The sequence below is a fragment of the Bradyrhizobium sp. USDA 3397 genome, assembly GCF_054060965.1.
The window spans coordinates 4,222,971-4,245,485 of the sequence record NZ_JBSSDS010000001.1 but is presented as its reverse complement, the minus strand read 5'-3'; the positions used below and the strand labels follow the sequence as shown (position 1 = coordinate 4,245,485).

At 65.2% G+C, this 22,515-nt stretch carries 27 protein-coding genes; 21 read left to right on the top strand and 6 right to left on the bottom strand.

Annotated elements, in window-relative coordinates; genetic code table 11:
• Positions 1–141: 141 nt before the first annotated feature.
• The 4 genes from phnC (at position 142) to phnE (ACVWYQ_RS19575) (ending at position 3,743) form a co-directional block, all read left to right on the top strand.
• Positions 142–957 (top strand): phosphonate ABC transporter ATP-binding protein, encoded by an 816-nt coding sequence (phnC, locus tag ACVWYQ_RS19590; protein WP_404544200.1) that lies wholly within the window; start codon positions 142–144, stop codon positions 955–957.
• A 71-nt stretch (positions 958–1,028) separates the two neighbouring features.
• Complete coding sequence (phnD, locus tag ACVWYQ_RS19585; RefSeq protein ID WP_157283298.1) at positions 1,029–1,937, top strand: phosphonate ABC transporter substrate-binding protein; 909 nt, start codon at positions 1,029–1,031, stop codon at positions 1,935–1,937.
• A gap of 67 nt (positions 1,938–2,004) precedes the next feature.
• Positions 2,005–2,892 (top strand): phosphonate ABC transporter, permease protein PhnE, encoded by an 888-nt coding sequence (gene phnE / locus ACVWYQ_RS19580; RefSeq protein WP_271539820.1) that lies wholly within the window; start codon positions 2,005–2,007, stop codon positions 2,890–2,892.
• Positions 2,889–3,743 (top strand): phosphonate ABC transporter, permease protein PhnE, encoded by an 855-nt coding sequence (gene phnE / locus ACVWYQ_RS19575; RefSeq protein ID WP_157283297.1) that lies wholly within the window; start codon positions 2,889–2,891, stop codon positions 3,741–3,743. The genes phnE (ACVWYQ_RS19580) and phnE (ACVWYQ_RS19575) overlap by 4 nt, the downstream gene beginning before the upstream one ends.
• 137 nt (positions 3,744–3,880) lie before the next feature.
• Here the strand turns inward: phnE (ACVWYQ_RS19575) and phnF are convergent, their stop codons facing one another.
• Positions 3,881–4,612 carry a phosphonate metabolism transcriptional regulator PhnF gene (gene phnF, locus ACVWYQ_RS19570; RefSeq protein ID WP_404544196.1) on the bottom strand — a complete coding sequence of 244 codons (732 nt, stop codon included), beginning with the start codon at positions 4,610–4,612 and terminating at the stop codon, positions 3,881–3,883.
• Positions 4,613–4,730: 118 nt separating this feature from the next.
• Here phnF and phnG point away from each other — a divergent pair, with 118 nt between their 5' ends.
• From phnG to ACVWYQ_RS19525, 9 genes are read left to right on the top strand one after another with little or no spacing between them, the layout of a single operon-like run.
• A complete protein-coding gene (gene phnG, locus ACVWYQ_RS19565; RefSeq protein WP_404544194.1) occupies positions 4,731–5,195 on the top strand; it encodes a phosphonate C-P lyase system protein PhnG in 465 nt (154 codons plus the stop codon).
• 4 nt (positions 5,196–5,199) lie between these two features.
• The gene (gene phnH, locus ACVWYQ_RS19560; RefSeq protein WP_404544192.1) at positions 5,200–5,808 is read left to right on the top strand and encodes a phosphonate C-P lyase system protein PhnH; all 609 of its coding nucleotides are present in this window, start codon (positions 5,200–5,202) and stop codon (positions 5,806–5,808) included.
• 4 nt (positions 5,809–5,812) lie between these two features.
• On the top strand, positions 5,813–6,928 hold the full coding sequence (locus ACVWYQ_RS19555; RefSeq protein WP_404544190.1) for a carbon-phosphorus lyase complex subunit PhnI: 1,116 nt from the start codon (positions 5,813–5,815) through the stop codon (positions 6,926–6,928).
• Positions 6,925–7,821, top strand: coding sequence for an alpha-D-ribose 1-methylphosphonate 5-phosphate C-P-lyase PhnJ (locus tag ACVWYQ_RS19550; protein ID WP_404544188.1), 897 nt, complete (start codon positions 6,925–6,927; stop codon positions 7,819–7,821). Before ACVWYQ_RS19555 ends, ACVWYQ_RS19550 begins: the two co-directional genes overlap by 4 nt.
• Complete coding sequence (gene phnK / locus ACVWYQ_RS19545) at positions 7,814–8,611, top strand: phosphonate C-P lyase system protein PhnK (protein WP_456726281.1); 798 nt, start codon at positions 7,814–7,816, stop codon at positions 8,609–8,611. The genes ACVWYQ_RS19550 and phnK overlap by 8 nt, the downstream gene beginning before the upstream one ends.
• A gap of 22 nt (positions 8,612–8,633) precedes the next feature.
• Complete coding sequence (phnL, locus tag ACVWYQ_RS19540; RefSeq protein WP_404544184.1) at positions 8,634–9,332, top strand: phosphonate C-P lyase system protein PhnL; 699 nt, start codon at positions 8,634–8,636, stop codon at positions 9,330–9,332.
• A gap of 12 nt (positions 9,333–9,344) precedes the next feature.
• Positions 9,345–10,493, top strand: a complete 1,149-nt coding sequence (locus tag ACVWYQ_RS19535) for an alpha-D-ribose 1-methylphosphonate 5-triphosphate diphosphatase (protein WP_128264913.1) — start codon at positions 9,345–9,347, stop codon at positions 10,491–10,493.
• The gene (phnN, locus tag ACVWYQ_RS19530; RefSeq protein ID WP_404544182.1) at positions 10,490–11,086 is read left to right on the top strand and encodes a phosphonate metabolism protein/1,5-bisphosphokinase (PRPP-forming) PhnN; all 597 of its coding nucleotides are present in this window, start codon (positions 10,490–10,492) and stop codon (positions 11,084–11,086) included. Before ACVWYQ_RS19535 ends, phnN begins: the two co-directional genes overlap by 4 nt.
• A 28-nt stretch (positions 11,087–11,114) precedes the next feature.
• Positions 11,115–11,726 (top strand): pyridoxamine 5'-phosphate oxidase family protein, encoded by a 612-nt coding sequence (locus ACVWYQ_RS19525; protein WP_404544180.1) that lies wholly within the window; start codon positions 11,115–11,117, stop codon positions 11,724–11,726.
• Positions 11,727–11,784: 58 nt separating this feature from the next.
• On the opposite strand, the gene ACVWYQ_RS19520 is transcribed toward ACVWYQ_RS19525, so the two are convergent.
• A complete protein-coding gene (locus ACVWYQ_RS19520; RefSeq protein ID WP_275507936.1) occupies positions 11,785–12,516 on the bottom strand; it encodes an SDR family NAD(P)-dependent oxidoreductase in 732 nt (243 codons plus the stop codon).
• A gap of 385 nt (positions 12,517–12,901) precedes the next feature.
• Here ACVWYQ_RS19520 and ACVWYQ_RS19515 point away from each other — a divergent pair, with 385 nt between their 5' ends.
• Both ACVWYQ_RS19515 and ACVWYQ_RS19510 read left to right on the top strand, forming a co-directional pair.
• On the top strand, positions 12,902–13,150 hold the full coding sequence (locus ACVWYQ_RS19515; protein WP_404544177.1) for a hypothetical protein: 249 nt from the start codon (positions 12,902–12,904) through the stop codon (positions 13,148–13,150).
• The gene (locus ACVWYQ_RS19510; RefSeq protein ID WP_404544175.1) at positions 13,147–14,100 is read left to right on the top strand and encodes an aliphatic sulfonate ABC transporter substrate-binding protein; all 954 of its coding nucleotides are present in this window, start codon (positions 13,147–13,149) and stop codon (positions 14,098–14,100) included. Before ACVWYQ_RS19515 ends, ACVWYQ_RS19510 begins: the two co-directional genes overlap by 4 nt.
• A 14-nt stretch (positions 14,101–14,114) precedes the next feature.
• Here the strand turns inward: ACVWYQ_RS19510 and ACVWYQ_RS19505 are convergent, their stop codons facing one another.
• The 4 genes from ACVWYQ_RS19505 to ACVWYQ_RS19490 form a co-directional block, all read right to left on the bottom strand.
• Positions 14,115–14,618 (bottom strand): DUF6496 domain-containing protein, encoded by a 504-nt coding sequence (locus tag ACVWYQ_RS19505; protein ID WP_157283283.1) that lies wholly within the window; start codon positions 14,616–14,618, stop codon positions 14,115–14,117.
• Positions 14,619–14,685: 67 nt separating this feature from the next.
• The gene (locus ACVWYQ_RS19500; RefSeq protein WP_404544173.1) at positions 14,686–15,468 is read right to left on the bottom strand and encodes an alpha/beta fold hydrolase; all 783 of its coding nucleotides are present in this window, start codon (positions 15,466–15,468) and stop codon (positions 14,686–14,688) included.
• Positions 15,469–15,472: 4 nt separating this feature from the next.
• Positions 15,473–16,768: an O-acetylhomoserine aminocarboxypropyltransferase gene (locus ACVWYQ_RS19495; protein ID WP_456726280.1), complete on the bottom strand. Its 1,296-nt coding sequence runs from the start codon at positions 16,766–16,768 to the stop codon at positions 15,473–15,475.
• A 191-nt stretch (positions 16,769–16,959) separates the two neighbouring features.
• Positions 16,960–17,769, bottom strand: a complete 810-nt coding sequence (locus tag ACVWYQ_RS19490) for an IclR family transcriptional regulator (protein ID WP_404544170.1) — start codon at positions 17,767–17,769, stop codon at positions 16,960–16,962.
• A 131-nt stretch (positions 17,770–17,900) separates the two neighbouring features.
• Here ACVWYQ_RS19490 and ACVWYQ_RS19485 point away from each other — a divergent pair, with 131 nt between their 5' ends.
• The 6 genes from ACVWYQ_RS19485 to ACVWYQ_RS19460 are packed head-to-tail and all read left to right on the top strand — an operon-like array spanning position 17,901 to position 22,515.
• Positions 17,901–18,866: a Bug family tripartite tricarboxylate transporter substrate binding protein gene (locus ACVWYQ_RS19485; protein WP_225189545.1), complete on the top strand. Its 966-nt coding sequence runs from the start codon at positions 17,901–17,903 to the stop codon at positions 18,864–18,866.
• Between the two features lie 3 nt (positions 18,867–18,869).
• Positions 18,870–19,487, top strand: a complete 618-nt coding sequence (locus ACVWYQ_RS19480; protein WP_404544167.1) for a flavin reductase family protein — start codon at positions 18,870–18,872, stop codon at positions 19,485–19,487.
• Positions 19,488–19,539: 52 nt separating this feature from the next.
• Complete coding sequence (locus ACVWYQ_RS19475; RefSeq protein ID WP_404544165.1) at positions 19,540–20,400, top strand: fumarylacetoacetate hydrolase family protein; 861 nt, start codon at positions 19,540–19,542, stop codon at positions 20,398–20,400.
• A gap of 3 nt (positions 20,401–20,403) precedes the next feature.
• Complete coding sequence (hpaH, locus tag ACVWYQ_RS19470; protein WP_271539275.1) at positions 20,404–21,207, top strand: 2-oxo-hept-4-ene-1,7-dioate hydratase; 804 nt, start codon at positions 20,404–20,406, stop codon at positions 21,205–21,207.
• Between the two features lie 24 nt (positions 21,208–21,231).
• A complete protein-coding gene (locus ACVWYQ_RS19465) occupies positions 21,232–21,627 on the top strand; it encodes a RidA family protein (protein WP_057027594.1) in 396 nt (131 codons plus the stop codon).
• Positions 21,628–21,639: 12 nt separating this feature from the next.
• Positions 21,640–22,515, top strand: coding sequence for an amidohydrolase family protein (locus ACVWYQ_RS19460; RefSeq protein ID WP_456726279.1), 876 nt, complete (start codon positions 21,640–21,642; stop codon positions 22,513–22,515).

Below are 22,515 nucleotides of genomic sequence, written 5' to 3'. Positions count from 1 at the left end.
TTCGAGCGCCCGGATGACGATGTCATGACAAACAGATGACAGGGGATGATGTGCGTAGGATGGCCGCACTGCAGCAGCGCTGTCACACAAGTGTTAAGCGCCGGCGTTAGCGGTTGGCTCCAGCTACTCTGGAGCTCCTGTATGCTGGTGGTTGAAGGCCTGACGTGTCGCTTCGGCGCGAAAGCCGCGGTGGACGATGCTTCGTTTCAAGTTTCCCCGGGCGGCTTCGTCGGGGTGATCGGGCGATCCGGCGCCGGCAAGTCGACACTGCTGCGGTCCATCAACCGGCTGGTGACGCCGAGCGGAGGACGCGTCCTGTTCGACGGCGTCGACGTCACCTCGCTGCGCGGCAGGGAGTTGCGGCAGTGGCGCGCCCGCTCGGCGATGATCTTCCAGCAGTTCAACCTCGTCGGCCGGCTCGACGTCCTCACCAATGTGCTGATGGGGCGGCTGTCGACGGTGCCGACATGGCGGTCGCTGCTGCAGCTTTGGCCCGAAGAAGACAAGGCCGTCGCGATGTCGGCGCTTGAGCAGTTCGACATGGCTGCCATCGCGGCCCAGCGCGCCGACCACCTCTCGGGCGGTCAGCAGCAACGCGTGGCGATCGCGCGGGCGCTGGTTCAGCAGCCCGACATCATCCTTGCCGACGAGCCGATCGCCTCGCTCGATCCCCGCAACACCAAGATCGTGATGGATGCGCTTCTGCGCATCAACAAGCATTTCGGTATCACGGTGCTCTGCAACCTGCATTCGCTCGATCTCGCCCGCAGCTATTGCGACCGCCTGATCGGGATGGCCGCGGGGCGGGTCGTGTTCGACGGCGCGCCGGCGGCCTTGACCGACCATATCGCGCGCGAGCTGTACGATCTCGAGGCGAATGAAGTCATGGATGTTGCGCCCCGGGATGCATCGGTCGGCACGGCAGTTCCTGCCTTCGGCACGGTTGCCGCGGCCTGATTGCCGCTTCAAATCGAGCCCAGCGTAGAGCCGGAGCTCGACAGTTGCATAACCTTGAAATGGGAGACGTCATGATAGACCGTCGTACGATCGTTGCCGCTGCGGCGGCCCTGGCATTTTCAGTTTCGGCCGCTGCGGCGCAGGACTGGAAGGCAAAATATCCTGAGCTGATCTTCGCAAAAGTTCCCGACGAGAATGCCTCCGGCACCACTAACCGCTGGACGCCTCTGACGGAGTACCTGTCCCGCGAGCTTGGAACCAAGGTCACGCTGCGGATTGCCAATGACTACGCCGCAGTGATCGAAGGTCAGCGTGCAGGAAACATTCACATCGCGATGTACGGCCCGGCGTCCTACGCGCGTGCCTACATCGTTGGCGCGAAGGTCGAACCGTTCGCTATCGAGGTGAACGGCGACGGCACCAAGGGCTATTACTCGGTTCTCTATGTCAAGAGCGATTCGAGCTACAAGGACATCAAGGACCTGCAAGGCAAGAACCTCTGCCTCGTTGATCCCAATTCGACTTCCGGCAACAACGTGCCGCGTTTCGCGATGAACAAGATGGGCATCGACCCGGAAAAGTTCTTCGCCAAGGTGGTCTACTCGGGGAGCCACGAAAACGCAGTGATCGGGCTTTCGCAGGGCACCTGCGACGCGGCGTTCAACTGGTGGAACGATGAGAAGGAATCGAACCTGCTCCGGATGGAACGGAAGGGCATGGCGAAGGCCGCGGATTTCAAGATCATCATGAAGTCCGAGCAGATTGTGAACTCGCCGATGGCCTATCTCGGCAGCCTGCCTGACGACCTCAAGGCGGCGATCAAGAAAGCCGTGCTGGAAATTGCGGTGAAGGACAAGGCCGCTTTCGACAAGATCTACGAGGGGAAGCAATTGCCCTACGTCGAGGTCGACCACAAGGCGTATGAGGCCGTGATCGAACTGACCAAGTTTGTCGACAGCATTCGCAAGCAGAAATCCTGAGGGAAACGAAGGGTTGGACAAGACGGGCAGATCGCACGATCTGGCCGTCGGCTCTTCCGAACATCCCATGCGAACAGCAGTTCCCGAATTCCCGGAAGCCAGGCTGCGTGAGCTTGCCGATCGCTATGCGGCTGCAATTGCCGCCAAGCGCCGGCGCGTATGGCTCGGTGCCGCCGTCCTGATCGCCGTTGCTATTGCCGCGGGCTGGATGGGCGAGGTCAGTCTTGGAAATTTTGTCGAGAACTTCTGGCGCTTCCCGGCCTATTTCGTCAGCATCGCACCCAAATTTTCGTTCGCGACCGCATGGAGCGATTTGGCGGACTGGCTGTGGGGGTTGCCGCGCTGGACACGGCTTCTCGGGGATACGTTGCTGATCGCATATATGGGCACCCTCTCGGGTGCGCTGTGCGGTTTCGCACTTTGCTTCCTCGCCTCGGCCAATCTCGTGAAATCAGGAACGACTGTTTTCGTCACCCGGCGCGTCCTGGAATTTTTCAGGACCGTGCCGGAGATCGTGTTTGCCCTGATCTTCGTGCTGGCCTTTGGTCTCGGGCCGCTGCCGGGCGTTCTGGCCATTGCAATCCATACCGCCGGAGCGTTGGGCAAGCAGTTCGCCGAGGTTGTCGAGAACATCGACAGCAAGCCGGTCGAAGGGGTGGCGGCAAGCGGGGGCAGTTGGGTTCAGGTTGTTCGGTTCGGCGCGTTGCCTCAAGTCCTTTCGAACTTCGTGAGCTATGCCTTGCTCAGGTTCGAGATCAACGTGCGTGGCGCTGCCGTGATGGGCTTCGTCGGCGCCGGCGGGATCGGCCAGGATCTGATCGAGGCGGTTCGCAAGTTCTACTTCACCGACGTCAGCGCCATCCTGTTGCTCATCGTCCTTACCGTCATGTTGATCGACTTCCTGACGGAACGGTTGCGACACCGCCTGCTCGGGCTGGAGGGAAGCACCCGATGAGCTCCTTCAGTTTTGAAAACCGGGCCGGCATTGCCGAACGGTATCCCGACGTCTTCCGGACCGATTGGTGGCAGCGGGGAAGGATCGCAATACTCGTCGGCGGGGCGGTCGGGCTGTTCCTGTTCGGGATCGTCCAGCTCGATATTCCCTTTAACCGGCTCTCCCAAGGCATGGTCAGGCTGGGCGAATTCGTCCAGCTCATGTTGCCGCCCAATCCGGGTTCTTGGGCGGAGGTTCTGAAATATCTGCATGCGCTCGGAGAGACGGTGTCGATCGCGTTTCTCGGCACGCTGGGCGGCGCGCTGCTCGCGCTGCCGGTATCCCTGCTGGCGGCGCGCAACGTGGTTGCAAGCCGGATCATCCGCGTATTGACGCGTCGTGGCCTCGATACCATCCGTGGAGTCGATACCTTGATCTGGGCACTGATCTGGGTCGGTGTCGTGGGGCTGGGGCCGTTTGCCGGCATCCTGGCCGTGATCTGCAGCGATTTCGGAACGTTCGGCAAGCTGTTCTCGGAAGCGATCGAGGTCGCCGACAAGAACCCCGCGGAAGGCGTTCGGTCATCGGGCGGCAACCATTTCCACAGCGTCCGGTTCGGATTGCTGCCGCAGGTATTCCCGGTCTTGCTGAGCCAGGTGCTCTACTATTTCGAGTCGAACACGCGATCGGCGACGATCATCGGAATCGTTGGCGCTGGCGGCATTGGCCTTCAGCTTGCCGAACAGATCCGGGTGCTGGAATGGCAGAAGGTATCGTTTCTGATCCTGCTGATCCTGATAACGGTATCGTCGATCGACTGGATTTCCGGCAAGCTGCGCTTCGCGATTATCGGCAAGCGGACGGTCGCCTAACGTCGTGCTGGAGCCTTATCCATTCCGATTGAATCGGAACGGAACTCTGGCTTCTTGTTTTGACGCGTTTTCTCGACGCACACCGTTTCCACGTCGGATCAAGTCCGAGGGCATGCTTCGCTGGAAAACGCTCTGATCTAACCGTTCTCCACCAAGAACTCCACACGTTCTGCCGCAAAGCGCGAGTGCTTCGTCACCAGCGGCTTGCCCGTGAGATCATGGTCGGTGGCGTCGACCACCAGGATCGGCCGCCCCAGCGCCAGATCGAGCCGTGCGGCGTCGCTCGCATCGACAATCCCTGCGGTGATCCTCGTTGCGCCACGGCGATAGTCGCGGACGCCGAAATGCTCCAGCAGCTTCGTCATCGAGCGCGTCGCCGCGAACACGGCGCCTGCATCCGGGAACAGGTCAGCCGAGAGCCAGGTGGTAGAAACACAGATCGGCGTGCGGTCGGCGAGGCGAATCGCTTCGATCCGCACCAGGGGTGCGCCGGTCCTTAATCCCAGCTCCCGTGCGAGCTCGCGCGTTGCGACGTCGTTGGTCGCCTCGATCAGCCGGCCGTGCGGCTCGCGGCCATCGGCGCCGACGATCTCGGAGAAGCGCGTGCGCGAGCGCAGGGGATAAGCGAGCTTCTGGGCCTCGACATAGGTTCCGCTGCCGCGCTCGGCGCGCACCAGGCCGCGCTCGGCAAGCGCTGCCAGCGCGCGCCGCACGGTGTGGCGGTTGACGCGATAGGTCTCGGCGATCTCCATCTCGCCCGGCAATTTGTCGCCGGCCGCAAAGCGGCCGTCGGCGATGCCGCGCTCGATGCCATCGGCCACGAGGCGCCATAGCGCGACGCCCGACGAGGCTGTGTCCTGCATGCTCATGTCGCGGGAAACCTACTCCAGAAATCACAGCATTGTCACGAAACAGTCATGGCGCGTCCGTATGAAGTTGTCTATTATCATAGACAACTTCGGCGCGGCAAGTTCTGTAGAAGGTTCGATGGACCAGGTGACCCAGCACAACGACCAGCAAGCCCAGCGCAAGGCCGCAATGGCGGTGCTGGCGCACGCGGAGGCGGGCGAGATCGCCGCTCGCCTCCGCAACTTGGCCCTCCCGGACCATCAGGATCTGCGCACGCCCGAGAACGGCCTCGTCATGCTGCGCGGCCGGGTCGGCGGCGATGGTGCGCCGTTCAATCTCGGCGAAGCGACGGTGTCGCGCGCCGCGGTGCGGCTTGCGAGCGGCGAGGTCGGGTTCGGCTACACGCTCGGCCGCGACGGTGAGAAGGCGCGTCTGATCGCGCTGTGCGATGCGCTGGTGCAGTCCCGCGATTTCGGCGGAGCGGTGGAGCGCGAAATTATCGCGCCGTTGCGCGAGCAGCTCATGGTCAGTCGCAAGCAGGCGGCGGCAGCGGCCGCCGCGACGAAGGTTGATTTCTACACCATGGTGCGCGGTGAGGGGTGAGATCATGACCACGATTGCGGAGCTGCCGCCGGGTTTCGCCGACAAGGTGCTGTCGGCGCAATCGACCTTTCGCTCGGTCATGGACGCCATGGCGCGGCCGGGCTCGGTCCAGCGCATCGTGCCGATGGCGGGCGCGCCTGATACGATGATGCGCGGCACCGCCGCGATCGCGCTGACGCTGTTCGACCACGACACGCCGCTCTGGCTCGACGCACGGATGGCGGAAAGCGCGGACGTGACGAAGTGGCTCAAGTTCCACACTGGCGCGCCGGTTGTGCAGGATTCGTCGGTCGCTTCGTTCGCGCTCATCAGTGACGGCGGCGCCTTGCCCTCGTTCGAATCCTTCGCGCTCGGCACCAGCGAGTATCCGGACCGCTCGACCACGGTGATCATCCAGGTCGACAGCCTCGCCGCCGGGCGCAGCTTTGAGCTGCGCGGCCCCGGCATCGACGGAGTCGCCACGCTGCAGGCGTCGATCAAGCCTTTCGACCTGTTCGAGCGCCTGCAGATGAACGAAGCGCTGTTTCCGCGCGGCATAGATGTGGTGCTGGTCGCCGATGACGCCGTGGTCGCGATCCCCCGCACCACGCGAATCGTGAGCAAGGGAAGCTAGAAGCATGTATGTCGCAGTCAAAGGCGGCGAACGCGCCATCGAGAACGCCCATCGCCTGCTCGCGCATAAGCGGCGCGGCGACCAGAGCGTTGCGGAAATCTCGCTCGATCAGATCTCGGAGCAGCTTGGCCTCGCTGTCGATCGCGTCATGAGCGAAGGCTCGCTCTATGACCGCGAGCTCGCGTCGCTTGCGATCAAGCAGGCCCGCGGCGATTTGATCGAGGCGATCTTCCTGGTGCGCGCCTTCCGCGCCACGCTGCCGCGTTTCGGCGTCAGCGAGCCCGTCGACACCGGCGCCATGCGGGTGCAGCGGCGGGTGTCGGCGACCTTCAAGGACATTCCCGGCGGCCAGATCCTGGGGCCGACCTTCGACTACACGCACCGCCTGCTCGATCCATCGCTCGCCCAAGGTTTTGTGCCAGAGAGGCCGGCTGCGGCCGAAGCCTCCACCGCGCCGACGCCGCGCGTGACAGACATTCTCGGGCGCGACGGGCTGATCGAATCATCGCCGGAAGCTGAGGACGGCGCCAGCGTCGGCGATCTCACCCGCGAGCCGCTGAATTTCCCCGCGGACCGTGATTTGCGCCTGCAGAACCTTGCGCGCGGTGACGAAGGCTTTCTGCTCGCGATGGGCTATTCCACCCAGCGCGGCTACGGCCGCAACCATCCCTTCGTCGGCGAGATCCGCTTCGGCGAGGTCGAGGTCGAATTCCTCGCGGAAGACGTCGGCTTTGCCGTGCCGCTCGGCGCGATCGAGCTCACGGAGTGCCAGATGGTCAACCAGTTCAAGGGCTCGGCGACGGAAGCGCCGTGCTTCACCCGCGGCTATGGCCTCGCCTTCGGCCAGAGCGAGCGCAAGACCATGTCGATGGCGCTGGTCGATCGCGCATTGCGCGCCCGTGAGCTCGGCGAGGAGGCGCTGGCCCCGGCGCAGGACGAGGAATTCGTGATGTCGCATTCGGACAATGTCCAGGCGACCGGCTTCGTCGAGCACCTGAAGCTGCCGCACTATGTCGATTTCCAATCCGAGCTCGGCCTCTTGCGCAAGCTGCGCCAGGAGTTCTCCGAAGCGTTCGCCGACGCCAATACCCAAGATGCCATGAAGGAGGCCGCGGAATGAACGCGCCGGCCTACAATTTCGCCTATCTCGACGAGCAGACCAAGCGGATGATCCGCCGCGCGATCCTGAAGGCGATCGCCATTCCCGGCTATCAGGTGCCGTTCGCCAGCCGCGAGATGCCGATGCCCTATGGCTGGGGCACCGGCGGCGTGCAGGTCACGGCCGCGATCCTCGGTCCCGCCGACGTGCTGAAGGTGATCGACCAGGGCTCCGACGACACCACCAATGCGATCTCGATCCGCAAGTTCTTCGCCAAGACCGCCGGCGTTGCGACGACGACGGCGACGGAGGATGCCACGGTGATCCAGACCCGCCATCGCATCCCGGAGACGGCGCTGCGTGCCAACCAGGTCCTGGTCTATCAGGTGCCGATCCCCGAGCCCCTGCGCTTCCTCGAGCCGCGCGAGACCGAGACGCGGCGCATGCACGCGCTGGCCGAATACGGCCTGATGCATGTGAAGCTCTACGAAGACATCGCCCGCTTCGGCCATATCGCCACCGCCTACGCCTATCCGGTGAAGGTCAACGCGCGCTATGTGATGGATCCGTCGCCGACGCCGAAATTCGACAATCCCAAGATGGACAATTGCCCGGCGCTGCAATTGTTCGGCGCCGGCCGCGAGAAGCGCATCTACGCGATCCCGCCCTATACGCAGGTGGTGTCGCTCGATTTCGAGGACCACCCGTTCGAGCCCTACCGCTTCAACGCCCCTTGCGCGCTCTGTGGCGCGGAGAATTCCTATCTCGACGAGATCGTCACCGACGACAAGGGCGGGCGCATGTTCGTGTGCTCGGATACCGATTATTGCGAGGGCCGCCAGGCTGCCGGCCATCACGGCAGCCTCAGTGCCGCGCCGTACAAGGAGAAGGCGCAGGAGGCCGCGAATGGCTGATCAGAATTTGATCGAGAACGACGAGCCGCTGCTGGTCGCAAAATCCCTCAGCAAGTCGTTCGGCCGCATCAATGCCTGCCGCGACGTCTCGTTCTCGCTCTATCCCGGCGAGGTGCTGGCGATCGTCGGCGAATCCGGCTCGGGCAAGTCGACGCTGCTGCAAATGCTGTCGGGCCAGCTCGCGCCGAGCGCGGGGCACGTCTCCTACCGGATGCGTGACGGCGTCACCCGCGATCTCACGACGCTGGGCGAGGCCGAACGGCGCTTCCTGTTCCGCACCGATTGGGGATTCGTGCATCAGGATCCCGCGCAGGGGCTGCGCATGGCGGTGTCGGCCGGCGCCAATGTCGGCGAGCGGCTGATGGCGGTGGGGTGGAATCACTACGGCCGCATCCGTGAGACCGCGTCGGATTGGCTGACACGCGTCGAGATCGACGTCGCGCGCATCGACGATGCGCCGCGCACCTATTCCGGCGGCATGCGCCAGCGCCTCCAGATCGCCCGCAACCTCGTCACCGAGCCGCGGCTCGTGTTCATGGACGAGCCGACCGGCGGCCTTGACGTGTCGGTGCAGGCGCGCCTGCTCGATCTCCTGCGCAGCCTCGTCGCCGAGCTGAACCTCGCCGTCGTCATCGTCACCCACGATCTCGCGGTGGCGCGCCTCTTGTCGCACCGCGTGATGGTGATGAAAGGCGGCCGCGTCATCGAGACCGGTCTCACCGATCAGGTTCTCGACGATCCGCGCGAGCCCTATACCCAGCTGCTGGTCTCCTCGATCCTGCCGCCATGATCTTTACAACATGAGCCCTCCGATGCCCGCCATGATCGACATTGCCGATGCGCAAAAGACCTTCACGATGCACCTGCAGGGCGGCATCGAGCTGCCGGTGGTGCGCGGCGTGACCTTCCACGTCAATCCCGGCGAGTGCGTGGTGCTGTCGGGTCCGTCGGGCGCCGGCAAATCGTCGATCCTGAAGATGATCTTCGGCAATTACCGCTGCGACAGCGGCCGCATCGGCATCCGCCATCGCGGCGCCGTGGTCGATCTTGCCACCGCCGAGCCGCGGCAGGTGCTCAACATCCGCCGCTCCACCATCGGCTATGTCAGCCAGTTCTTGCGGGCCGTGCCGCGGGTTGCGACCATCGACGTCGTGGCGGAGCCGTTGATCGTGAACGGGATGAGCCGGACTGAGGCACAGGCGCGCGCCGGCGAGCTGCTGCGCCGCCTCAACATTCCCGAGCGGCTCTGGCAGCTGCCGCCCGCGACCTTCTCCGGCGGCGAGCAGCAACGCGTGAACATCGCCCGCGGCTTCATCTCGGATCTGCCGATCCTGCTGCTGGACGAACCGACCGCCTCGCTCGATGCAGCCAATCGCGCCGTGGTGGTGGAGCTGGTCGCTGAAAAGAAACGTCAGGGCGTCGCCATGGTCGCCATTGTCCATGACGACGAAATCCGTCATTTGATTGCCGACCGCATCGTCGACGTCACCGGCTTTGCCGCCGCGGCCTGAAGGAATGGGGAAATGAAGAAGGAATCCGTGATCGCCAACGCCAGGATCGTGCTGGCTGACCGGGTGATCGAGCAGGGCTGGCTCGCGCTTGCCGACGGCCGCATTGCGGAGATCGGCGAGGGGACTGCGCCCGCGGGTGCCGAGGATGCCGGCGGCGATCTGATCATGCCCGGCCTGATCGAGCTCCACACCGACCATCTCGAGGCGCATTACGTGCCGCGGCCAAAAGTGTTCTGGAATCCGGTCGCCGCCGTCATCTCCTATGACGGCCAGCTTGCGACCTCGGGCATCACCACCGTGTTCGATTCGCTCCGGGTCTGGCGCGAGGACGGCGCCGAGGAGGTCGATGGCCGCGCCGGCGTGCTCGCCGCCGCGATCACCACCGCGCGCGAGGCCAACCTGCTGCGCGCCGATCACTTCCTGCATCTGCGCTGCGAGATCCCGATGCCGAGCGTGGTCGAGGAGGCCAAGGAGCTGATCGACCGTCCCGACGTCAAGCTGATGTCGCTGATGGACCACACGCCGGGCCAGCGCCAGTTCCGCGACGAGGTCAAGCTGCGCGACTATTACCGCGGCAAGGGCGGCGGCAAGACCGATGCCGAGCTCGACGAGCTGTTCGCAAAGCGCTTCGAGTATCAGAGGCTCTATGCCGCGGCCAACATGCGCGAGATCGTGGCGCTGGCGCATGAGTACAACATTCCGCTGGCGAGCCACGACGACACCACCGAGGAGAACGTCGCGGACGCCGTGCGTGACCGCGTCTCGGTCGCGGAATTCCCGACCACGCTGGAGGCCGCGCGCGGCCTGCACCAGGCCGGCATCGACATCCTGATGGGCGCGCCGAACGTAGTGCGCGGCGGCTCGCACTCCGGCAACATCGCGGCGGTCGATCTCGCCCGCGAAGGCCTGCTCGACATCCTGTCGTCGGATTACATTCCGTCGAGCCTTTTGATGGCCGCGTTGCAATTGCCCGAGCATGTGCCCGCGATCAGCCTTCCTGCCGCGGTCCGCACCGTGACGAAAGCGCCCGCCGAAGCGGTCGGCCTCACCGACCGCGGCGAGGTCGCGACCGGCAAGCGCGCCGATCTGATCCGCGTCCATGTCGCAGGCCACGTTCCCGTGGTCCGCAGCGTCTGGCGCGAAGGACACCGCGTCGCATGAGCGAGATGGCGACCACGGGCGAAGGCGAGACGGGTGCGATCGGCTCCGGCCGGCTCGTGCTCGTGGTCGGCCCCAGCGGCGCCGGCAAGGACACGCTGTTGCGGCTGGCGCAGGCCGCCTGCAGCGAGGACCCCGACATCGTCTTCCCGCGCCGCATCGTGACGCGGGCGTCCTCGGCCGATGAAGACAATATCGCGGTCAGCCCCGACGAATTCCGCCGTGCGTGCGAGCACGGCGACTTTGCCGTGCACTGGGAGGCGCATGGGCATTCCTATGCGCTGCCGCTCGAGATCAACGACGACATCCGCGCCGGCCGCACCATCGTCGTCAACGTCTCACGCACCGTGATCGCCGCCTTGCGCCAGGCCTATGCCAACGTCGTGGTGGTCGCGATCACGGCGCCGCCGGACGTATTGGCGCAGCGGCTTGCTGCGCGCGCCCGGACAAGCGATGGCAGCATCGCCGAGCGGCTGTCGCGCAGCGTCGATGATGCGTCGGCGCACGCGGACGTCACCATCGTCAATGCCGGCAGCGCGGACTACCACGGCCGCCAGCTGGGACGCGTGATCAGGAATGAAGGCTGGCAAGACTAGTTGCTGGCAACAGCAAGGAGAGAGTGGAATGACGGTGATTGAAACGGTCGAGCAGCTGGAGGCCATCTACGGCGTCACGAACGATGCCTCGACCGTCAAAGTTGCCGACCACGTCACCCCGCTCTACAGCATCTTCATCGAGAAGGCGCCGTTCGCCGCGCTCGCCACCATCGGACCCGAGGGCATCGACTGCTCGCCGCGCGGCGATCTGCCCGGCTTCGTCCGTATCCACGATTCCAAGACGCTGATGTTGCCGGACCGCCGCGGCAACAACCGGGTTGATTCCTTGCGGAACATCGTGCGCGACCCCAGGGTGTCGCTGATGTTCCTGATCCCGGGCTCGGGCAATGCGGTGCGGGCGAACGGCCGCGCGCATCTCTCCATCGATCCGGAGCTGCTCGCCTCGTTCAAGGTCGAAGGCAAGGCGCCGCGCAGCGTCATGGTGATGAACGTGGACGAGATCTACTTCCAATGCGCCCGCGCCATCGTCCGCTCCGACCTCTGGAATCTCGACAAGCGCGTCGATCCGAAAACGCTGCCGACTCCGGGACAGATCCTTGCGGAGATGAGTGACAACAAGGTCGGTGGCGCGGAGTACGATCGCGCTTGGCCCGAACGGGCGGCGGCGACGATGTGGTGAGCAGGTGCGCTCTCTCGTCTCCCTCTCCCCGCAAGCGGGGAGAGGTAAGAGCCATCACTCAATTAAACGCCATCCCGCCGCTCAGCGCGATGGTCTGTCCGGTCATGTAGGCGTTGTCGACCAGCAGCATCACGGCCTTCGCCACCTCGTCCGCCGTGCCGAAGCGGCCGAGCGGGATGCGGGTGACGAGCTGGGGCTGGCTGCTCATCATGTCGGTCTCGATCAGCGAGGGCGCCACCGCGTTGACGGTGATGCCGTCCTTCACCAGCCGCGCCGCATAGCCTCGCGTCAGGCCTTCCAGGCCGGCCTTCGATGCATTGTAGTGCGGGCCGATCGAGCCGGCACCGCGCGCGGCGCCTGAGGAGATGTTGACGATGCGGCCCCATGTCCGCGCGCGCATCGACGGCAGCACCGCCTGCGTGCACAGGAAAGCGGATTTCAGGTTGACCAGGATGGTGCGGTCGAAATCGTCCTCGGTGAGATCGTCGACGCCGCGCGTGATGGCGATACCGGCATTGTTGACGAGGATGTCGATCGGCCCGAGCCCGGCCGTGACGCGCTCGACCATTCCGGCCACGGCCTCGGCTTGCGAGACGTCGGCGGCAACGACGATGGCGCGGCCGCCCTGCTTGCCGATCTCGCCCGCCAGCTGCTCGGCCTGGCCGATTCTCTCGCGGCAGTTGATCGCCACCGACGCGCCTGCTTCGGCCAACGCACGACAGACAGCGGCGCCGATTCCGCGCGAGCCGCCGGTGACGAGCGCCGTGCGCCCCTTCAGAGTATCCGCCATGCCTGGAACCTCCCATATCATTGGCCTTGGGAGCGTATCACGCCCGCTGCTTGCGCGTGTTGAACTCATCGCGAGATGAATCCGTCTGTCAGTGCTTGCAGCGGGAGAAGCGCCCGAGCGCGCGCGCCGTAAATTTGGATAGCCATTTCATTGACCAATCGTGCCGATCGCTCGATATTCGAGACATCGAAACTGCTCCTCGAGCCTGAAGCCGCACTATGAAAACCGATCACCAGCGCAATCAGAACGACATGCATGCGTGCATGACGCGGCGCTGTTTCTCGGCGGCGACGGGCGCCTGTTGTTGTTGCTGACCGTCTCCTAGCAGCACCTCACATCGGAAATCCAAAGACAGGAACGCCGAACTTCCGGCGAATGAGCAGTCATGTCCCAGACCCAGTCGAACGCCTACATCATCGAGATCCAGGACCGCGCCGCCGGCATCATCACGCGCGATGAGCGCGGCTTCCGCTTTTTCTCCTCCGAGCGCCTGTTCGACAGCCTCGAAGGCCGCCAGTTCCGTTCGGCCCGCGAGGCCGAGCGCGCCGCCCGTGCCGTCTTCTCCGAGCGGAGCGGCCGCGCGAGCTCGCAACTCTTTCCCCAACTGATCCAATCGAAAGGACCCGCGTCATGATCACCCGACGACACATTCTGGCAACGACGCTGTTGCTTGCGACGGCCCTGGCTGCGCCCGCGCACGCCGAGGACAAGCCGGCGGAAATCCGCATCGGCACGCAGAAGGGCGGCTTCTTCCCGGCGGTGCGGCAGCGCCAGACGCTGGAGAACGCCTTCAGGCCGCTCGGCATCGAGATCAAGTGGATCGACTTCCAGTTCGGTCCGCCGCTGCTGGAGGCCATCAATGTCGGCAGCGTCGATTTCGGCTATGTCGGCGACTCCCCGCCGATCTTCGCGCAGGCCGGCGGCGCCAAGATCCGCTACGTCGCTGCGGTGAAATCGGAAGGCAACACCCAGGCGATCATCGTGCCGAAGGATTCGGCCATCAAGACGCTCGCTGATCTCAAGGGCAAACGCGTCGCCTTCGGCAAGGGATCCAGCGCGCATAATCTATTGGTCGCCGCGCTCGAAAAGGCCGGCCTATCCTGGTCCGACATCACGCCGGCGCCGCTCGCACCTGCCGATGCGACCGCCGCCTTCATCAAGGGTTCGGTCGATGCCTGGTCGATCTGGGATCCCTATCTCGCGCTCGCCGAGCTGAAGGAGAAGGCGCGGGTCATCGCTTTCGACAAGGACGTGCACAAGCCGAATGCGTTCTACGTCGCTAACACGGATTTCGTTGATAAATATCCTTCGCTGGTGGCGAAGCTCAACAGCACCTTCGCCTCCGAAGGCGTCTGGGCCAACGAACACCACGAGGACGTCGCCAAAGCGCAGGCGGACGCAACCGGCGTCGACATCGAGGCCGTCAGGCGCTTCGTGGGTCGCTCAAACTTCCGCGTGGTGCCGCTGGATGCCGAGATCATCGCAAGCCAGCAGGCGGTCGCCGACCGTTTCGCAAAGCTCGGCCTGATCCCGAAGCCCGTCAACGTCTCCGGCATCGTCTGGAAATGGAATCCAGGCTCCTGAGCCGGCGCGACTGATCAGCTCCGGCGGCGCGCGCGGGTGCGCGCCGCCTTCTTGGCGGCGGCGGAGCGCACCTTGGCGCCCTTGGTCTGGCTCGCTTTCCGCGCGGCGGCCGAGCGGGACGCTGCGGGTCGGCGGCTTGCGGCTCGCTTGGCCTGTTTCGATAGCGCACTGCGCGATGCGGTCGATCGCGGTTCCTTCTTCAGAGCGTTCGTGGCGGCGCGCGATACTTTCGGCCTCCGCTTCGGCGTGCGTTTGCCCTGGCCGACCTCGTAAGCGTACTTGGCACTGCGCCGCGTCGCCTTCGTAGTGCGCCCTTTGCGCGGTGGCGGCAGATCGACACCGGCGCGACGCGCTTCGGAGAGGCCGATCGCGATGGCCTGCTTGGTCGAGCGCGCGCCGTGCTTGCCCTTGCGAATCTTGTCGATCTGGTCCTTGACGAATTCGCCGGCCTGCGTGCTGGCCGACTTGCCGGCGCGCTTGTCTTGCCTCGCTTTGCGAATGACTTCCTGTCTCGGCATGGTCCAGTTCCCTTCTTGAGTGAGAGGGATGTCTGACCGCAACGCGCAAGACGGAAGATTGATCCGCTTAGTTCCTCAGCGCCGCCAGCAACTCGTCCGGCCGCTCGGCCATGATCATGTGGCCGGCACCGGGCACCACGACGGTCCTTGCATGCGGGATCGCGGCGGCGAGCGCCTTGCCGGCCTTCGCCGGCGTCATCATGTCCCGCTCGCCGAGGACCAGCGTCGTCGGCACCTTCACGGTCGCCGCAGCGGCAAGCGCATTCGTATAGGCGTTGCAGGCCGACAGATCCCTGAACAGCACGCCTGGCTCGCATGCCCTGAGCACCGCCTGCGCGCCGCCATGCATCCACAGGCCCGGCGCCAGGCTGCCGCCGAGCTCCGCGTTGAACCCGAGGCCCCAGATCGAGACCATGTCGTTGGCATCCTGCGAGTTGGCTTCGGCGGCTTTCCACAGATCCGGCCCCACCGTCATGGTCGCGGCGGTGCCGATCAGGCTCAGCGCTGACACCTTGTCGGGATGTCGCGCGGCGGTCTCCAGCGAGATCAGCGAGCCCATGGAGTGACCGATCAGATGCGCTTTTGCGGCGCCCGCCGCATCGAGCAGCGCCGCCGTCCAGTCGGCCATCTCGGCGATGCTGCCGAGCGAAGGCCCAGTAGAGCGGCCGTGGCCGGGCAGGTCGGGCGCCAGCACGGCAAAGCCATGATGGGCGAACCAGCGCGTGTGCAGCGCCCAGGTCGAATGGTCGAAGCCGGCGCCGTGGATGAAGACGACCGCGGGCAGGGATTTGTCGAAGTCGCGGCCGCCGGTTGCGACAAACACATCGGCGCCGTTGACGGAAAGCTTCATGGTGTCAGGCCTTTTGCGAGATGCGCAGCGCTTGGTTGAGGTCGTCGATGATATCGCTTGCGGTCTCGATGCCGACCGAGAGCCGCACCAGCTCCTCGCCGATGCCGGCCGCCTTGAGCTGCTCGGCATCCATCTGCTGATGCGTGGTCGAGGCCGGATGGATCACCAGCGTCTTGGCGTCGCCGACATTGGCGAGATGGCTGATCATGCGCAAGCTCTCGATGAACTTGCGTCCGGCAGGCCGCCCGCCCTTGATGCCGAAGGAGACGATCGAGCCGGCGCCGCGCGGCAGCAGCGTCTTTGCGAGCTGGTAGTCCGTATGGTTCTCGAGCGACGGGTGCAGCACCCAGTCCACGGCCTTGTTGGACTTCAGCGCTTCCAGCACCAGATGCGTGTTCTGCATATGCCGGTCCATGCGCACGCCGAGCGTCTCGACGCCCTGGAGCAGCTGGAACGCGTTGGTCGGCGACAGGCAGGCGCCGAAATCGCGCAAGCCCTCCGTGCGCGCGCGCATGATGAAGGCGGCGGTGCCGAACTGCTCGTCGAAGACGATGCCGTGATAGCCGCCATAGGGCTCGGTCAACACGCCGAACTTGCCGGAGGAGCGCCAGTCGAAGCGGCCGCCGTCGACGATGGCGCCGCCGATCGCGATGCCGTGGCCGCCGATCCATTTGGTCGCCGAATGCATCACGATGTCGGCACCGAGCTCGATCGGGCGGCTGAGATAGGGCGTGGCGAAGGTGTTGTCGATCAGAAGCGGAATCTTGGCCTCATGCGCGATCGCCGCAACCTTCGGGATGTCGAGTACCTCGAGGCCAGGGTTGCCGATGGTCTCGCCGATCACGAGCTTCGTGTTCGGCTTGATCGCTGTGCGGAACGCGTCGAGATCGCGCGGCTTGACGAAGGTGGTGGTGATGCCGAAGCGCGGCAGCGTGTGCGCCAAGAGGTTGATGGTGCCGCCGTAGAGCGAGCTCGATGCCACGATGTGGTCGCCGGCATTGAGCAGCGTGGCGATGGCCAGATGCAGCGCCGCCTGGCCGCTCGCCGTGCAGATCGCGCCGACGCCGCCTTCCAGCGCCGCAAGCCGCTCCTCCAGCACGCCGGTGGTCGGATTGGAGATGCGCGTATAGATGTGGCCGGCGCGCTCCAGATTGAACAGCGCGGCGGCGTGATCGGAATCCTGGAACACGTAGGACGTGGTCTGGTAGATCGGCACCGCCCGGGCGCCGGTCGTGGGATCCGGATGCTGGCCCGCATGCAGGCTCAGGGTCTCGAAGGCAGGCGGTTTCGGCGCGGGCATGCGTGGCCTCGTTGGTCGGTCGGCGATGGCGCGTTGTGCCATAAAACGGAGCGGTACGTCAGCCCATTGACAGCCCACACAAGAGGTCGTCATGCCCGGGCTTGTCCCGGGCATCCACGTCCTTCGTGCCGCTGGAAGGCGTGGATGGCCGGGACAAGCCCGGCCATGACGCCGTCGCAGGCTATCGTGCACTAGCCAAGATTGCCGCGAATAGCCTGCTCGATCATCCGCGCCTCGCGCAGCAGGATCTCCGCGACCTCCTGCTCGCGCCTTGGCCCGAGCCGCGTGCGAACGGCGGAGACGGTCATCGCTGCAGCCGGTTGCCCGTCCGGCGTCTTGATCCAGGTCGAGATCGATTTCGTCCCCTGCACCAGGCCGATCTCTCTCATGCCGTATCCCAGCCGCCTGGCGGCGGTGACCTGGCCGAGCACGGTCGCGACGTCGGTCCGGTAGGCCTCGAACCGCTTCTCGTTCGCCGCGACGATCTTGCGCGCCTCCTGCGCCGGCATCGCGGCGAGGATGGCAACGCCGGCGCTGGAGACGCCGAGCGGCCGGCGCGCGCCGACCTCGATCGACAGCACCTGGATCGGATAGACCCCGATCCGGCGATCGACGCACAGCGTGTCGTTGCCGGTGCGCACCGTCAGGAACAGCGTGTCGCCGATCGCGGCGGACGCGCGCTGCAGCGACGGATTTGCGGCGACCAGGAGCCGCGAGGGCCGGGGACGCGCCAGCGCCAGTTCCGGTACCTGGTTGCCGATCGCGTAGCGGCCGCTCCTGCCGTGCCGCTCGACGATGCCTTCCTCAATCAGCACGTGGATGATGCGATGCACGGTGGGGCGGGTGAGGCCCGTGGTGCGGACCACCTCGGCCAATGGCACACCGTCCTCGCGTCCTGCGGCCAGGATGCGCAGCACCGCGAGTGCGCGCCGGATCGCCTGCGCGCCCTCTCGCGGTTCCACGGCGCTGCGAGCCGATTTCGTTACGCGCCTCTTGTCCATAATATGGACAAGAACGCCACAATTCCCTCGACAGGGCAAGCACGCATCTGGAGATTGCGCTCCGATCGGGATGCCATGCACGACGTCATCTGCACCCGATATGGAATTTGAAGCGCCGCCGGGAGGTTAACATGAGATTAATCTGGATTGCCATCGCTGCAGCAGCCGCAATGTTGGCGGGACCCGCCTCCGGCCAGCAATGGCCGGCGCGCAACGTCAAGCTGATCGTGCCCTATCCCGCCGGCGGCAATGTCGACAGCGCCGCGCGCATCGTCGCCGACAAGCTCCAGGAAAAGCTCGGCCAACCCTTCGTCATCGAGAACAAGGCAGGTGCCGGCGGCATGATCGCGGGCGAAGCCTTCGCGAAGTCGGCGCCCGACGGCTACACCCTGTTCGTCGGCGCCAACGGCCCGGTGCTGTTCGCGACCGAGATCAACAAGCGCGACGCCTATAATTGGAAGAAAGACTTCCTCCCGATCTCGACGATTTCGATGACGCCGCTGGTGCTCGAGGTTCATCCCTCGGTGCAGGCGACCACGCTCAAGGAGTTTCTCGACCTCGCCAAGCGCGAGCCCGGCAAGCTGACCATGGCCTCGCCCGGCCCCGGTACCACGAACCACCTGCTCAGCGAGCTGATGCAGTCCAGCCTCGAGCTGCAATGGGTCACGGCGCATTATCGCGGCAATGCGCCGGCCATCAACGATCTCCTGGGCGGTCAGGTGCAGTTCGCCTTCGACCAGCTCACGGTCAGCCTCCAGCACATCAAGGCCGGCCTGTTCCGCGCGCTCGCCGTCACCTCACCGCATCGATTGAAGTCGCTGCCCGACGTGCCGACCTTCGCCGAGCTCGGCTACAAGGATTTCGACGGCCAGACCTTCACCGGCCTGTTCGCGCCCGCTGGCACGCCTGCGCCCATCGTCGAGAAGCTGCACGAGACGCTGGTCGCGATTCTCAAGGACCCCGCCGTGGTCGACAAGTTCGAAAAGCTCGGCGGCGAAGCCACGCCGATGACGCCGGCCGAATTCAGGGCCTATCTCGAGCGCGAGGACGCCAAGTGGATTCCGGTGGTGCGCAAGGCCAATATCAGGGCGGATTGATCGATGCGGATCGATCCGACCGAGCTCGGCGCCGAGCGCATCTACCGCCTGATGACCGGCATCGTGGTGCCGCGCCCGATCGCCTGGGTGACGAGCCTGTCAGCTACGGGCGTGCTCAATCTCGCTCCGTTCAGCGCCTTCACCTTCGTCTCGCAGAAGCCGCCGATGCTCGCCATCAGCGTCGGCCGCAAGGGCGACGACTACAAGGACACCGCGCACAACATCCTCGACACCGGGGAATATGTGATCCACATCGCGGATACGCCGCTGATGAATGCCGTGCACGACAGCTCGGTCGAGCATCCGCCTGAAATCAGCGAGGTGGAGCATCTCGGCCTGGAGACGCTCGCGAGCGAGCGCATCAAGGTGCCGCGGCTTGCCGCCGCGCCGGTCGCGATGGAGTGCCGTTTCCGGCAGTGCCTCGAATTCGGTGACGCCAAGAGCCGGCTCATCGTCGGCGAGGTCGTGCTGTTCCATTTGCGCGACGGTCTCGTCAACGACGGCAAGGTCGAGACCAGGGCGCTCGACCCGATCGCGCGCATCGGTGGCCCGCGCTACGCCCGCCTCGGCGAGATCGTGACGCTGGGCAGCGTGTTCCAGACTCCCAAGTCGAAAGACTGAGCGTGCGGGCCTCATCGCCGGCCGCCGCCCCAAGATCATCGGAGGACATACAATGCGACTGCTGAGCTATCTGCTGGACGGCGAGACGCGCTATGGCGCGGCCGTGGACGGCGGCGTGGTCGATCTGACCAGGCGCATCGGCCGCGACTATTCGGATGTGAAGGCGCTGATCGCGGCCAATGCACTCGCCGAAGCGCAGGAGGCCATCGCGGGCCAGAAGCCCGATTACACGCTGGACAAGCTCGTCCTGTTGCCGCCGGTGCTGGCGCCGGAGAAGCTCTGGTGCATCGGCGTCAACTACGCCGAGCGCAACGCGGAGTATAAAGACAATTCGGACCTGCCCAAATATCCCAGCCTGTTCGTGCGCAGCATGTCCTCGATGACGGGCTCCGGTCAGCCGATCGAGAAGCCCAAGGTGTCCGATCAGCTCGATTACGAAGGCGAGCTCGTCATCGTGATCGGGCAGGGCGGCCGCCACATTCCGCGCGAAAGAGCGTGGTCGCACATCTTCGGCATGACCTTGTGCAATGAGGGCACGATCCGCGACTGGCTGCGCCACGGCAAGTTCAACGTCACGCAGGGCAAGAACTTCGATCGCTCCGGCAGCATCGGCCCGTGGATCGTCACCGCCGACGAGCTAGACCCGCGCGGGCCGCACGACATCATGACGCGCGTCAACGGCGAGCTGCGCCAGCAGGACACCACCGAGCGGCTGATGTTCCCGTTCGACTTCCTGATCTCCTATCTCTCGACCTTCGCGACCCTCAAGCCCGGCGACATGATCGTGACAGGCACGCCGACCGGCGCGGGTGCGCGGTTCGATCCGCCACGCTGGCTGAGGGACGGCGACGTCGTCGAGGTCGAGTCCAGTCGCATCGGCGTGCTGCGCAACACCGTGGCGGCGGAGCAGTAAACGATGCTGGATTCCGCCACGATCGAACGCCTCGCCGCGCGCCTCGACGAAGCCGAGCGCACGAAATCGCTGATCCCGATGTTCACCAAGGACTATCCGGAGTTCAGCATCGAGGATGCCTACGCGGTCCAGCGCGCCTGGACGAAACTCCAGCTCGGCCGCGGCCGCATCATCAAGGGTCACAAGATCGGCCTGACCTCGAAGGCGATGCAGAACGCGGTCGGCATCAACGAGCCCGACTACGGCGTGCTGTTCGCCGACATGTTTTACGCCGATGCCACGCCTGTTCCGTTCGACCGCTTCCACGCGCCGCGGATCGAGGTCGAGCTCGCCTTCGTGCTGAAGGCGCCGCTGCGCGGGCCCGACTGCACCATTTTCGATGTGCTCAACGCCACCGACTACGTCACGCCCGCGCTGGAGATTCTGGAGACGCGCATGCACCGCGTCGACCCCGAGACCGGCAAGACGCGCAAGGTGATGGACACGATCTCGGACAACGCGGCCAATGCCGCGCTGGTGCTCGGTGGCCGGCCGATCCGCCCGATGGATGCGGACCTGCGCTGGATCGGCGCATTGCTGTTCCGCAACGGCGAGGTCGAGGAAACCGGCCTTGCCGCCGGCGTGCTCAATCATCCCGCCAACGGCATCGCCTGGCTCGCCAACCGCCTCGCGCCGCATGACGAGCATCTCAAAGCCGGCGAGGTCGTGCTGGCGGGATCGTTCACGCGGCCCGTCGACATCCGTCGCGGCGACACTTTCCATGCCGATTACGGCGCCTTCGGCTCGGTGTCGTGCCAGTTCGTCTGAAGCAACAATAACAGGGAGCGCACCATGAGTGGTCAAACGCGGCGCAGGAGCATCCATATCGGCGGCTTCAAGCACGTCAACCCGATTCCGAACGCCTGCCGCATCGGTAATCTCGTGATGTCGGGCGTCATCCTCGGCCGCGATCCCGCGACCAATGCGATGCCTGAAAGCCTGGATGCCCAATGCGCCAACATGTTCGCGCATATGAAGGCGACGGTGGAGGCCGCCGGCGGCTCGACCTCCGACATCATCAAGATGACGGTGTGGCTGAAGGACCGCGGTAATCGCGGCCCTCTCAATGTCGAATGGCTGAAAATGTTTCCGGACGAGCATTCGCGCCCCGCGCGCCATGCGCTGCCGATGGACAACATGGATGGCGGCGCCCTGGTCCAATGCGACTTCACCGCCGTGATCGACTGAAGGAGCGCTTCCATGCCGACCTATCTGCCGTTCGACCCCAACCCGCGCCGCCCGATCAAGGCGCCGCCGCCGAAGACCATCGACAGCCAGTTCCACGTGCTGGGGCCGATCGAGAAATATCCTGAGCGTCCCGGCGCCGCCTATCGGATGCCGACGGCGACCTGGGAAGCGGCGCTGCGCATGCACAAGACGCTCGGCATCGAGCGCGGCATCATCGTGCAGACCACGACCTACGGCGCGGACCATGCCGTCGTGCTCGACGGCCTTGCCGCGATGGGCCCGAACTATCGCGGCTGCGCCAATGCGCTGGTGTTCGCGGAAGCGAACGACGCCTATCTCGCCAAGCTGCATGACGCCGGCGTGCGCGGCGCGCGCTTCAGCTTCCGCCAGGAGCTCGGCGCCGTGCTGTCGGACGCCGATTTCGCCCGCGCCATCGCCCGCATCCGCGAACTCGGCTGGTACGTCAAGATCCAGCCGGAGAAGGACGGCATCATGTCGAGCGTCGCCAAATACGAGAATCTCGACGTGCCCGTGCTGATCGATCACATGGCGCGGCCCGCCCCCGAGGCCGGCAAGAACGATCCGAACCTGCGCAAGATGTTGGAGCTGCTCGCCAAGGGCAATTTCTGGGTCATGCTCTCGCTCGGCGAGAAGACCTCGAAGGCCGGTCCTCCTTACGACGACGTGATCCCGATCGCGCGCGCCTATATCGAGGCGGCTCCCGATCGCTGCGTCTGGGCCAGCGACTGGCCGCATCCGGTCTCGGTGAAGCGGCCGCCGAACGATGCCGATCTGCTCGAGCTGATGTACCGCTACGCGCCCGACCAGGCGGAGCTGGAGAAGATCCTGGTGCACAATCCGGCCAAGCTGTTCGGGTTTCCGGACTAA